This window comes from Mycobacterium sp., from assembly GCF_032159765.1.
In the GTDB taxonomy this organism is placed as follows: Bacteria; Actinomycetota; Actinomycetes; order Mycobacteriales; family Mycobacteriaceae; genus Mycobacterium.
Map to the genome: position 1 here is coordinate 1 of NZ_JAVHWM010000179.1, position 12,938 is coordinate 12,938.

Genomic DNA, 12,938 nt, shown 5'->3' on the forward strand with positions numbered 1-12,938 from the left:
CTCCTATCGATGATCGCGGTACGCGCCTAAGAGCTGGAAATTCTTCTGTCGCCAGACACCACGAGGTGCAAACTTCCTACGAACGTCATCAAAGCAACGACACCAGCAACAGTGGAAACCGCTGGGTTTTCAATCCCCAACCCGATGACGCACAGCCCCGCAGCGATGACACACACGACATTGAGGATGAGTGAAAGCGTTGAAAAGCGTTGAACCATCCTGCTGTCCTAGTTTCGACAATGTGTGGCGTTGCGAGACATACCCGTCGCGTCTGAAAAGGAAACAAACTGCGCCCCTCGCCGCAATTGCATGCGGTGACGGGCCTCACTGCGCCAGGTGAGCCAAGAAGTCGGAGAAGGTCGCAGCGACACGGTAAACATTCTCGTAGCCATTGCTTCGGTCGCCGAATCGCTTGCGCCACAGGGCGATTATCGCATCGACATCTGCGCGTCCGAGGTCCTCGCCCGCGGCCTCGAGATCGTCGGCCATCTCAGCAGTTGACCGGCGCAGCTCTCGATGTTCGTGGTCCCAGAACATCACGCGGTTGCGCACCATCCCCTCCACGCCCAGGAGAACGAGGTTATCGGCGGGATCGGCTGCGACCGGAATGGTCTCGTCGGGGATGCGCCCGACATACTGCTGCGCCGCCGATTCGATATCCAAGGCAGGTTCGGTGGTAAGTCCAAAGAATCGAGAGATTCTGCCCGTGTCACCCCATGGGGTTGGTTCTGCAAAATCGAAGCGCGGCTCGGTAAGAACATTTTGGCCACCGCAGTAGGCCAGGAAGACCCGGAAGTCGGCAGCCCTCGCAGCCCGTGACTACGCCCGGGCGGGAGAACTACTGCTCGGCGGGAAGGCGGGGCCCTGCAGGCGCTGGCGCCGGGTTCACTCCCGCCAGTCTGTCGAGAACGGGCCGCTGCTCGGGGCAGTAGTAGTTCATCGCTGCCGACATGAACTCGTAGACCTGCTGCTCGCTCGAGCCCCGCGCCAGGTTGGTGTGCAGGAATGTCGCCGATTCGGCGGCATTGGCGTCCAGCCCCGTGCCCAGCCGCTTGCACATGATCTTGCCTAGCCAGGCGTTCTTGTCCTTCGGGCCGTAGATCCCGTAGATGTGCAGCTCATTGGCGAAGTCTGTATCGGGGTCGGCGTTCGCGGGCGCGGCACCCGCCAGCGCGAACGCAGCGATGATCGTCGCGGATGCCATTCGGCGGATCGTCTTCATGCGCGGCTCGCGTCCTCCACTTGTCACTGCGGTGGTTCTCCATCATAAGGTTAAATGAGCTAAGGTTGTAGTGAGTATGGAGGGCCTACTACCGTGATGGATATGCGCAGGTCGATAGTTCGTAGTGGTCTTGCGGGCCTGGCTATTGCTTCCGCGGTGGTCCTGGCCGCGCCGGCATCGGCCGACGCGGGGGACGATTACCCCATCCCACGGCGGATGATCCAGACGCAGTGCGACGCCGAGCAATACCTCGCCGCCGTGCGGGACACCAACCCGATCTACTTCGAGCGGTACATGATCGACAAGAGCAACCGCCCGCCAGACATTCAACAAATGGCTGAGGACCGCATCCATTGGTTCTTCTCGTTGGACGCGACGGCGCGGCGCCAGTACTCCGAGGACACCGCGACGAATGTCTACTACGAACAGGTCGCCACGCATTGGGGCAACTGGGCGAAGGTGTTCTTCAACAACAAGGGCGTCGTCGCTCACGCCACCGACGTGTGCATGAACTACCCGCGTGGCGACATGTCCGTGTGGGCATGGCCCGTCAACCGATGACCGTCAAGACCGCTCTGTCCGCTCTGGCAGTCGCGACCGCGCTTTTAGGTGTGGGCGCTCCGCTGGCGAGCGCAGAACCGCCGCCTCCGGCGCCCGGACAGGGTGAGGTGCCGCCACCAAATGCTCCGCCGAAGCCAGCCGAGCGCTGGGACGGCCAGCCTGTGGTGTGGACCTCGGGCTGGGGCGGCCGTTGGGGCGTGTGGATCAACGGGATGTTCATCACCTTGTCGTCGAACATCAACACCGGCGGCGGCTAAGAACCGGATCAACTGCCAAGCGCCGCAACGGCAGTGTCGTAGATCGCCTTTGGGGCCTTCGACGGGGAGCCGGTGTCGAATGGCGGATGAGGGTCGTATTCGATCGCGAGCTGAATGGTCTGCGCCAGTTCAGGTCCGGCGATATCTGCGGCGAGGGTGAGCGCGAGATCTATGCCTGCGGAGACGCCGGCTCCCGTCACGATGCGCCCGGAGGTGACTACCCGTTCTTCGGTTGGTTCGGCGCCGTAGGAGGCCAGGTCGTCGTAGGCGCTCCAGTGGGTGGTGGCAGGCACGCCTTTGAGCACCCCGGCGGCGCCCAGCAGCAGTGAGCCGGTACATACCGAGGTCGTCCACGTGGTGTGCGGGTGAGCCTGGCGTATCCACTCCACGATCGGATGCCCGTCGGCGGCGTACTGGGCGGCGATGGGGCCGCCGGGCACGAGCAGCACATCCGGGCGGGGCACATCGGCAAACGATGTGTCGACGCGCAGGTGCACAAGGTTGTACTGATCGTCGACCACGCCGGTGTGCTCGGCACAGATGACGACCTCGGCGTCGGGCAAGTAGGTGAGCACCTCATAGGGCCCGATGGCGTCGAGCGTGGTAAAGCCTTGGTACAGGCCGATTGCGATGATCATGAGTTGCGCTCCGACGTGACGAATTACGAGCTGACTGAACGCAACTGACTGTAGACAACCGAAGGGTCTTGAGAGGCTGTTCGGCGCTGATTCTTCGAGCCACTACTTGGGGCCGAGTGCGGGCGGCGTCGCGGGCCTTCGCACGAGTGTTGGGTCGACGTCCTGGGCCCGGTACAGCTTGGTGTAGAGGCCGCCGTCGGCCAATAGCTTCTCGTGCGTGCCTACCTCGGCCACCCGCCCGCCATCCAGCACGATGATCCGATCTGATACCGCCGCAATGAAATCCATGTCGTGACTGATGACGATGCAGGTTCGATCGCGTGCGTATTCGCGGATGACCCGCGTCAACCGGGTTCGTTGGTCGGCGTCCAGATTCTCGGTCGGCTCATCGAGCAGCAGCACTTCCGGCTTGCGCAGCAAGCAGCGGGCCAAGGCGATCAACCTCTTCTGGCCTCCCGACGGCACCTGGACGTCCACGATGGTGTCGTAGCCGTTAGGCACCTTGCCCGGGTCGACGATGATCGAGTGGATGTGGGCCAGCTCGCAGGCTTCCTCGACGTCAACGTCGCTTGCATCTTCTCGTGCCAATCGGACGTTCTCACGGATGGTGTCCTTCAGGAAGAACGGGAACTGAGCGAGCTTGGAGACCTGTTCACGCAACGTCTCCAGCGTTACGGCGCTGATCTCATGGCCGTCCAGCAGAATCCGGCCGCCCTGCGGATCGAGAAAGCGCAGCATCAGGTTGAAGATGGTCGACTTGCCAGACCCGATCGGGCCGACCAGCGCCACGGTTTCGCCTTCTCGGATCGAGAACGACAGGCCATCGAGCACGTTCTGCTCAGCTGAGTAGCCGAACGCGACGTCCTCGAACACGACGTGGCCGCGGACGTCGCCGAGGGGGACCGCGTCGGCGCGCTCGTGCACGGTTGGCTTCGTGTCGAGCAACTCGTATGTCGACAGCACGCTCGGCAGGATCGAGTTGTATGTCGTGTAGGCGGTGATGATTCGCTGCACCGAGGCGAACATTGTCGGCACGAACCCGACGAACACCACTAGGCTGGCGAAGTTCAGGCCGAAGCTCGGGCTGAACGCGACTCCCGCGATCAACACGAGCACTGTGTTCAGCGCGATGAACACCTGAGCGCTCGTGGTGGCCGCCTGAATCCAAACCATCATCTGCGCAACACTTTTCGCGGCAGATTTGGATGCATTGCGGAAGAGCTCGCCACGTTGCGCCTGGGCGTTGAAGACCTGGATCTCGGAGATGCCGCTGATCGACTCTTCGAGCTCGCCGGCCATCTGGCGGTGCAACAGCAACGCCTTGTGGTTCGCCGCCTGGAGTCTCTTGCCGGCGAATCGAAGCGCGATCAACGCGAACGGGGAGAGAATCAGCGAAACGATCGTCATCTGCCACGAGAGCACCAGCAGATAAACCAGCGCGATCACGAGCACAACAGCGTCGACGGTGGGTGCGATGAGGCAATCTGTGAGCAGTCGTTGAACACTGGAGGCCTCCAACTGCACCCGCTGCATCAGCGCGCCACTACGCGCGCCGGTGAAGAAGTCCAGCGACAGGGATTGCATGTGATCGTGGGCGCGTTGACGCACCTCTGTCAGCAGCCTCCACTGCAGCTGTGAGTCGATCCAGGACTTGACGAATGCGACGATCTGGGCCGCCACCAGTGACGCGGCCCAGATGCCGAGCAGCAGCGCGAACGGCAGCGGCGTCGCCAGCCAACCGAGGAGCGAGGGCGACGTGCCATCACGGCGGCTGAGCAACGAGCCGTAGAGGTCCCAGACTCCTGCGAGGTTTCCGGCCGAACCCGCGTGCGCAATGGCTTCCATCACAGGACCGAACACGGCGTTGGAGATGTACGGCAGCGCCGAAACGACGAGCCCGAGCACGATCGTGGCCACGACCGGTAGGCGGACGGCGCCGAGCATCGGCACGCTGCGCCCCATCACCGCTCGCACACCCGTCACCGGCGGCGGCTGAAGAGGCGTTTTCGCTGTTGTCACCATCGGTGATGGTCCCCCTTTCGTCGCTTGATGCGACAGTGCATCACGGATCAGTTCCGTGGTTCCACCGCGGGGCTATGTGCACCCGGTCAGCCGACCCGCCAAAATCGTTCGGGAACAAGCATGCTGTGGATGTTGTCGAACTCGGGATGCCGCATCTGTGATCGGTAGCACCACAGGGCCAGGGTCTTTGACGCAGCCGGCCCGCTGCCGATGAACCCCAGTTCCATCGCGTAGCCGCGGCGGCGGATCGTCTCGACGGCTGCCGCTGCGGCCTCGGGTGTGTAGACGCGATAGGGCAGGTCTTCGTACAGCCACAGCGGCACGTCGAGTTCGGCTGCCAGCACCGCGTCGCGGACGCGTTCATGGTCGCAGTGATGCACACCCAGTGGGCCGACGACGAATGCGGGTCGGTGCTGTGCCACCAATTCGGTGAGTGTTTCGGCCATGGCAGCGGAATCCACTGGCGCGTACTGGCCGTCGAGGAAATCGAGGTGGACGGGCGTCGCCTTCAACAGGGCTAGCGCGGCGGCGTCCTCGGCTCTACGCGCTGCGATCGCTTCCTGCGACGTCTCGAATCCACTCTTGAGGTCCCACGGCGTCGTGACAGGCGGGTCGGGGGCGCCGGCCAGCATGGTCACCACCACCGCGCCAGGCGCGCCGGCGAGGAACTGGCCTGCGGAGAGAACCGCGTCGTCGAGGTGCGGCGATACCACCAGGACGGTCGAAAGCTCAGGTGGAGGCGCCATGAAACGTCCCCTTCCGACCGTCCGCCGCACCTATCGTGGCATCGAACTGCCGTTGCCGCGAAGGTTTCGCCGCAGCCTGCGACTACTTCTCTGGCGGAGCTTTCGGGCTGTAGTCGATGCCCGAGTTCGAGTCGGTCAGATCAGTTTCGCTCGGTGCTCCCTGCGGTCCAACGCGTTGGGCTTGCATGCCACTGCGGCGTCGCCTGGCTTTGAGGACTTGTCGCATTCGTCGGCGGGGTCTACTCATAATCAATACCCGGCCGCCCTCGAACCAAACACAGCGAAAGTCGTTCAGCACTTACTGAATTCGCTTGCAGTGAACTGCCAGGAATGTTGCGATCAACGTCTCATTCGGGGCCGGTCAGGCGGTACCGCCGCAAGCAGGGCACGGGTGTATTCGTGCTCTGGTGCTGTGAAAAGGTCGGTTGCCGAGCGATATTCGACTGCCTCGCCGTTGCGCATCACCAGGACGTCGTGGCTCATCTGCCGGATCACCGCAAGGTCGTGCGCGATGAACAGGTACGTCAGTCCCAGTTCGCGCTGCAACTTTGCGAGCAACTCCAGCACACGTTCCTGCACCGACACGTCCAGCGACGCGGTCGATTCATCGAGAATGAGTAGTTCGGGCTCGACGGCGAGTGCGCGGGCAATGCTCACCCGTTGACGTTGTCCGCCCGACAGCTGATGCGGATACCGGGACACGAAATCGGCCGAGAGTCCAACCATTTCGAGAAGCTCCGTCACCCGGCGCTGACGTGCCTGTGCGCCGTCGGCAAGTCGGTGCACGTACACAGGCTCACTGATCGACGCACCGACTCGCATCCGCGGGTTCAGCGACGAGTACGGGTCCTGCATGACGAGGCTGATTCGTTGCCGCAGCGATTTCTTGTCCCGTCGGCGGACGGCGAACATGTCGACTCCGTCCAGCGATGCGGTGCCTGCGTGGGGCTTGACCAGGCCGGTGAGTGCCGCTGCGACCGTCGACTTGCCCGATCCCGACTCGCCGACCAGACCCAGCGTTGTGCCACGCCGGATTTCAAACGAAAGATCCTTGACCGCATGGACTGTCGAGGTGCCGACCGGCGTGCTGACCGGGTACCGCACGTCGAGTCCGTCGACGATGAGCAGTGCTTGCGCGTCGTCGGGCGGCGGCGGGGGACCGTCGCCGGCAATGAGGGGCCGAGCCTGCAATAGGTCACGGGTGTACTCATGGTGCGGGTGGTCGAAGACGTCGAGCGTGGGCGCCTGTTCGACGGCCTGGCCATCGTGCAGCACCGTGACGGTGTCGGCCACCTGCCCGATGACTCCGAGGTCGTGGCTGACCCACACCACGGCGGTTCCGTGGTCGCGCTGGAGATCTTCGACGAGCTCGATGATCTGCGCCTGCGTGGTGACGTCGAGCGAGGTCGTCGGCTCATCGGCCACCAACAGCTCCGGCTCGCATGCCAACCCGATCGCAATCATCACGCGCTGGCGCTGGCCGCCCGACAGCTGGTGCGGATAGCTGTTCAGCCGCGCCTGCGGATCGGGCAGCCGTACCGCCTCCAACAACTCGACGGCCCGCGCCCGCGCCTGGCGCCGCGTCAGACCGCGATGTGCCTCAAGTGATTCCGTGATCTGGCGGTCCAGCGTCAGCAGCGGGTTCAGCGACGTCCCCGGGTCCTGGAACACGAACCCGATCCGGTCGCCGTGCACTCGTCGCAGCATTCGCGGTGACGCCCCGATCAGTCCGATGCCGTCCGCGAGCGTGCTGGCTCCCGTCGCCGTCGCGCCCGGGGCGTCGAGCAGCCCGGTCGCCGCGAGCACGGTCATCGTCTTGCCGGATCCGGACTCGCCGACGATGCCGAGCGTCTGCTCGCGGTACACGTCGAACGAAACGCCACGCACGATGTCGCGCCGGCCGATTCGCACGCGAAGATCCTGAACACTGAGCGCGGGGGTCATTGATCGCTCCGAGCCTCGATCAGCGTGCGCTGCTTGGGATCGAGCGCGTCGCGCAGCCCGTCACCCAGCAGGTTGAACGCGAGCACGGTGACGAAGATCGCCGCCCCCGGGAACACGCTCATCCACCACGCCCGATGGACGAAGCCCTGCGCATCGAAAAGCATTCGGCCCCAAGATGGTTCGGGCGGCTGGATGCCGAGCCCCAAGAACGACAGCGCGGCCTCCGAGAGGATGGCGAACGCAAGCGACAGCGAGGTCTGGACGATCACCGGGCCGGCGATGTTGGGCAGGATATGCCGGGCGAGGATGTAGGTGTCGCCGGTGCCGATCGTCCGCGACACCGCGACGAACGGCTCCACCCGCACGCCCAGCGTGCTCGCGCGGGCGACTCGAGCGAATATCGGCGTGTAGACGATGCCGATCGCCAGGATCGTCGTCGTGGTGCCCGGACTCAACACCGCCACGATGGCTAAGGCCAAGAGCAGCACGGGAAATGCGAACATCACATCGACGACTCGCATTAGGACTGTGTCCAGCCACCCTCCGCGGTAGCCGGAGACGATGCCGATCGTCACGCCGAGGACGAACGCCAACGCAACGCTAACGACCGCAATCTGCAGCGACGACTGCGAGGCCGCCAGAACCCGAGAGAAGATGTCACGGCCGAGCTCGTCGGTGCCGAAAAGATGTTGTCCGCTGGGCGGTTTGAGCGCATCGGGGACGTCGGTCTTGTTGACCCCGTACGGCGCGATCCATTGGGCCGTCACCGCGATTATGGCGATGGCGGCGAGCACGACGGCGCTGATCTTTGTCATGACAGCCGGATCCTCGGGTCGACCACGGCGTAGAGCACGTCGACAATCAGGTTGATCAGCAAGAACAGAAGGGCGATGAGCAGCACTGCGCCCTGAATCAGCGGATAGTCCCGTGCGGCAACGGCGGTGTACACGAGGCGACCGAGGCCCGGCCACGCGAATACCACTTCGACGACGATCACTCCGCCGAGGATCGTCGCGAGTTGGATTCCGGTGATGGTCAGCACGGGGATTGCCGCGTTGCGCAGAATGTGGCGCACCGTCACGACCGCTGGGGACAACCCCTTTGACCGCGCCGTGCGCACGTAGCCCATCGACGCGACCTCGAGCACCGCAGACCGGATGTAGCGCGTCATGATCGCTGCCGCGACGAGGCCCACGGTGAACCCGGGCAGAATCACGTGACGCAACCAGCCGACAGGATTGTCCATGAGAGGTTGGTAACCGGAGGTCGGTAGCCAGTGCAGCGTCGTCGCGAACAACGCGATGAGCAGGATGCCCATCCAGAAATCGGGCACTGACACCCCGAATTGGCTGGAAATCCGGATGATTACGTCGGCGAACCTGCCCTCACGCAGCGCAGCGAAAATTCCGGCAGGCAGTGCGATCACCAACGCGATGACGATGGCGACCACGGCCAACGACACGGTGGCAGGCAACCGGTCGAGAAGCGTCACCGTCACCGGATCGCCGTTGCGGAAACTCACGCCAAGATCGCCGGTCAGCGCGGAGCCGAGATAGCTGAAGAACTGTTGGTAAAGGGGCCGGTCTAGCCCGCTGGCCGACCGCAGCGCCTCGTAGGCCTCAGGGGTGTAGCGGGTGCCCAGCGCAATCCGAACCGGGTCGCCCGGGACGAGGTGAATCAGCGCGAAGACGAGAACGAGAACCCCGAACAGGACGACGACGGAGTACAGCAGCCTGCGCGCAAGAAAGCGGATGATCACGAACTCAGCCTTGCCGTCTTGAACCGGACAGCGCCGTCGCGCCGCGCCGCGTAATTCGACAGGCGCTTGCTCCACGCCTGGATCACCGATGGGTTGTACAGATAGATGTAGCTCACCTCGTCCGCGATGATCGTGGCCGCCTTCGCGTAGTCCTCTTTGCGCACTTCTCGGTTGGTCTCGGTGCGCCCGGAATCGAGGAGAGCGTCGACGTCGATGTTCGAGAACTTCTGCGCGTTGCTCTTGGCCCCGGTGTGGTGCTGGTTGTAGTAGAAGTCGTCGGGATCGATGTTGCCGAGCCAGCCCATCATCAGCATGTCGAAGTTGCCCTTGCTCTGCTCGTCGAGCCATGTCGCGAAGTCCACAGTGCGAATCTTGACCGTGATACCCAACGGCGCAAGGTTGTCCGCGATGATCTGTGCCGCGGTCACCGTCTCCGGATACTCGGTCGTCGCCATCATGTCGAGCGTCGGATTCTTGACGCCTGCCTGGGCGAGAAGCTCTTTCGCCTTGTCGACGTCGTAGGAATAGCGGTGGTACTCGGTGAACCACGGGCTGCCCGCCGGGATCGCGAGTTGGTTGGCAGTGGCCGTGCCGTAGCTGGTCGCCTGCACGATTGCACCGCGATCGATCCCGGAGGCGATGGCCTGCCGCACGCGCACGTCGTTCCACGGTGGGCGTGCTTCGTTGAGGGTGAGATACCAGTAGTCGTTGCTGGGCGTCACGCCCAGCGTGATCGAGTCGTCGCCCTTGAGCTCGTCAACCCGTTGCGGCGGAATAGAATCCGTCCAATCGATCTCTGAAGCCTGCAGTGCAGAGAGTGCGGTCGAGGCCTCAGGGATGAACCTGAACGTGACGCCGGAAATCGCAGGCGCACCTCCCCAGTAGTTCTTGTTGACGACGAGGGTGATCGAGTCACCGCTCTTGGCGGCCTTGAAAGCGAATGGCCCCGTACCGATCGGATGCGTCGCAATCGCGCCGCTCTCAACGTTTTTGCGTTGCACGATCGCCATTCCCTTGAACCCGCCGATATTCACCAGCAGATTGGGGGTGGGCTTGCTGACCGTGATCCTGACCGTCGCTGGGTCGATCGCGTCCACGGCGGTGACCGAGCTGAACCTATAAGAGTTGCTGAGCTTTTCGTCGATGATGCGCCGATACGAATAGACGACGTCGTCCGCCGAGAACGGACTGCCGTCGTGAAAGGCGACTCCCTTGCGCAGGTGAAACGTCCAGTGGAGTTGATCGGGGCTGACATCCCACGATTCGGCGAGTGCCGGGCGCATCTCGAGGTCGGCGTCTGGTTCGACGAGGGTGTCGTAAACGTTCTCGAGAACCTCGAAGGAGAAGTAGGCGCTGGTCTTCTGCGGGTCGAGCTGGTCTGGCTCACCGGCGATCGCTGCGATGAGACTGCCCGACGCTTCGTCGCCGAGGTTGACGTGTCGGCCGGTCGAACACCCGACAAGGCACAAAACGATGACGGCGAGAAGCGAAATCACGTGTCGCGTTGTGACCATTGCACCGATACCTTCGGGATGTCCCAGGCCAATACCGCCTGGCTGGTTTCCCTGATCGCCCACATGGGCAAACATGCCATGTCCCGGCTGCGCAGTGTTCGTCTGAGTCGGTGGGTCTGAGCAACTTGGTCGCGATCGGTCCCTGGGCGTTCTATGCTGGCTCGCGAGTAACCACCTGATCCATAACGTTCGCCGGCGCGAAAGCGGCAGTGCGGCAATAACCATTGAAGGAAACTTCGGATGACTGATCGACCCGTGTCAGGTGCCAACTCGCCCGACCTCGAGCACAGCGAGAACGCGCCCACCCAGATGGGATATGCGCACTACGACGACGATTCCGCGCCTCCAACGCAACTAGCCGACGGTTTTGAACCGCCGACACAACAAGCCGACGTGAGTGAACTCGCCACCAGCCAGGCCAATGCCCTGGCGTGGTCCCAAGAGGATCCCGCGCAGGGCGAGGAGCTTACTCAGTATGTGGGCGAGCAAGATTGGGGCGGCGAGCAACCTACCCAGTACTTCGGCAGCGACGCGTACCAGCAGTACCCGCAGTCGACGCAAGGCCAGCCTTTCGCTCCGAATGGTCCATGGAACGACGGCGCGCGGCCGCGCATGCCTTGGTACCGCGGGACGTCCACTCTTGTCGCGTCCGGCGTGATCGTCGTGGCCCTCGCGGGCGGCGGCCTTGCGTATTCGTTGACTTCTACAACGGCGAACAACCCCCGGCCAAGCCGGCGGCACCGGCGTCCGTGGCCAAGCCCGTGCCCCCGCAAAACGAGAACGCGCCTCAGTCTCCGGCGGCACCGGTGACCGGGGATCCGCCGTCGGCCCCGGCCGTGGATCCGGCGCCCGGCGATAACGGCGCCGGGCAATCTGCCCCCGGACCGGCCCCTATTCCGAGCGGCGGGGGATCGTCCAACACCGGGCCAGGACCCGCCATCGCGCCGAACAATGGGCCGCCACCGTCTCCTGTGGTGATTCCGCAACCCGTCCCTGTCAACCCGGTACCGGTTGACCCGGTCCCGGTTGACCCGCTGCCTCAGACCACGACCGGCACAACGACTGGCCAGACGACCGGGACGCCCACCACCGGGCAGACCACTGGCCAGACGACGGGGGCGACCACGGGCGCATCGACTGGCCAGACGACAGGTTCGTCGAACGGGCAGACGACCGGAAAGACTAGTGGGTCCACGAGTAGTGGATCCACGAGCAGCGGGTCGACGAGCAGCGGGTCCACGAGCAGCGGGTCGACGAGCAGCGGGTCCACGAGTAGCGGGTCGACGAGTAGTGGGTCCTCGTCGGGTTCCACGAGCGGCAAGACTTGCGGTGGCCCCACCAATCCATGTGGTTGAGCAAAGGACAGCGAAATGGATGATGTGCTCGGTTATCAGGGCAAGTCCGTCGTCGTAACGGGAGCCGCCTCTGGAATGGGCCAGGCGGCAGCTCAGATCCTCGTGGACCTCGGCGCGTCGGTCACCGCGCTGGACATCAACCCCACCACTGTCCCGGTCGCCCGCAGCCTCCAGATCGATCTCCGCGACCGCCCGAACATCGAAGAGGTCGCCGCGTCCGTCGACGGGCCCATCGACGGCCTATTCAGCTGCGCGGGCCTTCCGGGGGCGCCGTTCAGCGAGTTGGACACGATGATCGTGAACTTCGTCGGTGCACGCCACCTCGCGGAATCGCTGGTACCGAAGATGGCCGAAGGATCGGCGATCAGCGTCATCTCGTCGTCGGCGGCGATCGGATGGGAGAACCACATTCCGGTGATCTCAGAACTGCTGGCCACCAAGGGTTTTGACGAAGCGATCGAATGGCTGGGCGCACACGAGGACGCCTGGTCCTGGAGCGGCTACGCGTACTCGAAGTACGTCATCGACGCATGGGTCGGCTGGTGGTATCCGGACCTGGCAAGGCGCGGCATCAGGGTCAACTGCATCAATCCCGGCCCCACCGACACCGCGATGATGCCGGCGTTTCACGCCTCGGCAGGCAAGGAACTGGTGGACACGGCCATAGGACCTGTCGGGCGCTACTCGACGCCCGAAGAGCAGGCCTGGCCGCTCGTGTGCTTGGGCAGCCCACGGCTGAGCTACGTCGGCGGCGCGGTGCTGTCGACAGACGGCGGCTGGAGCGGAGCGATGGTCATGGGCAGGCAGCAGGCCCAGTGGGCCGACGAGGTCTAGGGCTGTCCGCCAACGCCTGATCTGAGCTGGTCCGAAGCGCTACGATCGCCTCACTAGCTGCCCTGAGAAGCGCAAGCGAGGCAACG

The 12,938-nt window shown here is 63.9% G+C and carries 15 protein-coding genes; 5 read left to right on the plus strand and 10 right to left on the minus strand.

Annotated features, from left to right (window positions below; all coding sequences use genetic code 11):
• A partial coding sequence (locus QOH60_RS22895; RefSeq protein ID WP_526424165.1) for a hypothetical protein occupies positions 1-194 on the plus strand: 194 nt, incomplete at its 5' end.
• 130 nt (positions 195-324) lie between these two features.
• On the opposite strand, the gene QOH60_RS22900 is transcribed toward QOH60_RS22895, so the two are convergent.
• Both QOH60_RS22900 and QOH60_RS22905 read right to left on the minus strand, forming a co-directional pair.
• Entirely contained in the window at positions 325-663 is a 339-nt protein-coding gene (locus tag QOH60_RS22900) for a hypothetical protein (protein ID WP_526424166.1), read from the minus strand.
• Positions 664-838: 175 nt separating this feature from the next.
• Positions 839-1,204: a DUF732 domain-containing protein gene (locus tag QOH60_RS22905; RefSeq protein WP_526424167.1), complete on the minus strand. Its 366-nt coding sequence runs from the start codon at positions 1,202-1,204 to the stop codon at positions 839-841.
• A gap of 120 nt (positions 1,205-1,324) precedes the next feature.
• Here QOH60_RS22905 and QOH60_RS22910 point away from each other — a divergent pair, with 120 nt between their 5' ends.
• Together QOH60_RS22910 and QOH60_RS22915 are read left to right on the plus strand one after the other, a co-directional pair.
• Positions 1,325-1,783 (plus strand): DUF5078 domain-containing protein, encoded by a 459-nt coding sequence (locus QOH60_RS22910; RefSeq protein ID WP_526424168.1) that lies wholly within the window; start codon positions 1,325-1,327, stop codon positions 1,781-1,783.
• On the plus strand, positions 1,780-2,040 hold the full coding sequence (locus tag QOH60_RS22915; RefSeq protein ID WP_526424169.1) for a hypothetical protein: 261 nt from the start codon (positions 1,780-1,782) through the stop codon (positions 2,038-2,040). The genes QOH60_RS22910 and QOH60_RS22915 overlap by 4 nt, the downstream gene beginning before the upstream one ends.
• Before the next feature lie 8 nt (positions 2,041-2,048).
• On the opposite strand, the gene QOH60_RS22920 is transcribed toward QOH60_RS22915, so the two are convergent.
• The 7 genes from QOH60_RS22920 to QOH60_RS22950 all read right to left on the minus strand — a co-directional run bounded on the left by QOH60_RS22920 (position 2,049) and on the right by QOH60_RS22950 (position 10,663).
• On the minus strand, positions 2,049-2,678 hold the full coding sequence (locus tag QOH60_RS22920; RefSeq protein ID WP_526424170.1) for a DJ-1/PfpI family protein: 630 nt from the start codon (positions 2,676-2,678) through the stop codon (positions 2,049-2,051).
• A gap of 102 nt (positions 2,679-2,780) precedes the next feature.
• Entirely contained in the window at positions 2,781-4,697 is a 1,917-nt protein-coding gene (locus QOH60_RS22925) for an ABC transporter ATP-binding protein (protein WP_526424171.1), read from the minus strand.
• A gap of 89 nt (positions 4,698-4,786) precedes the next feature.
• A complete protein-coding gene (locus QOH60_RS22930) occupies positions 4,787-5,446 on the minus strand; it encodes a PIG-L family deacetylase (protein ID WP_526424172.1) in 660 nt (219 codons plus the stop codon).
• Between the two features lie 339 nt (positions 5,447-5,785).
• Positions 5,786-7,390, minus strand: a complete 1,605-nt coding sequence (locus QOH60_RS22935) for a dipeptide ABC transporter ATP-binding protein (protein WP_526424173.1) — start codon at positions 7,388-7,390, stop codon at positions 5,786-5,788.
• A complete protein-coding gene (locus QOH60_RS22940; RefSeq protein WP_526424174.1) occupies positions 7,387-8,205 on the minus strand; it encodes an ABC transporter permease in 819 nt (272 codons plus the stop codon). The genes QOH60_RS22935 and QOH60_RS22940 overlap by 4 nt, the downstream gene beginning before the upstream one ends.
• On the minus strand, positions 8,202-9,149 hold the full coding sequence (locus QOH60_RS22945; RefSeq protein WP_526424175.1) for an ABC transporter permease: 948 nt from the start codon (positions 9,147-9,149) through the stop codon (positions 8,202-8,204). Before QOH60_RS22945 ends, QOH60_RS22940 begins: the two co-directional genes overlap by 4 nt.
• Positions 9,146-10,663 carry an ABC transporter substrate-binding protein gene (locus QOH60_RS22950; RefSeq protein ID WP_526424176.1) on the minus strand — a complete coding sequence of 506 codons (1,518 nt, stop codon included), beginning with the start codon at positions 10,661-10,663 and terminating at the stop codon, positions 9,146-9,148. Before QOH60_RS22950 ends, QOH60_RS22945 begins: the two co-directional genes overlap by 4 nt.
• Before the next feature lie 240 nt (positions 10,664-10,903).
• Here QOH60_RS22950 and QOH60_RS22955 point away from each other — a divergent pair, with 240 nt between their 5' ends.
• Positions 10,904-11,473, plus strand: coding sequence for a hypothetical protein (locus QOH60_RS22955; protein WP_526424177.1), 570 nt, complete (start codon positions 10,904-10,906; stop codon positions 11,471-11,473).
• A gap of 229 nt (positions 11,474-11,702) precedes the next feature.
• Here the strand turns inward: QOH60_RS22955 and QOH60_RS22960 are convergent, their stop codons facing one another.
• Positions 11,703-11,975 (minus strand): hypothetical protein, encoded by a 273-nt coding sequence (locus QOH60_RS22960; protein ID WP_526424178.1) that lies wholly within the window; start codon positions 11,973-11,975, stop codon positions 11,703-11,705.
• Positions 11,976-12,033: 58 nt separating this feature from the next.
• On the opposite strand from QOH60_RS22960, the gene QOH60_RS22965 reads away from it, so the two are divergent.
• Positions 12,034-12,852 (plus strand): SDR family oxidoreductase, encoded by an 819-nt coding sequence (locus tag QOH60_RS22965; protein ID WP_526424179.1) that lies wholly within the window; start codon positions 12,034-12,036, stop codon positions 12,850-12,852.
• The last annotated feature ends 86 nt before the right edge of the window (positions 12,853-12,938 follow it).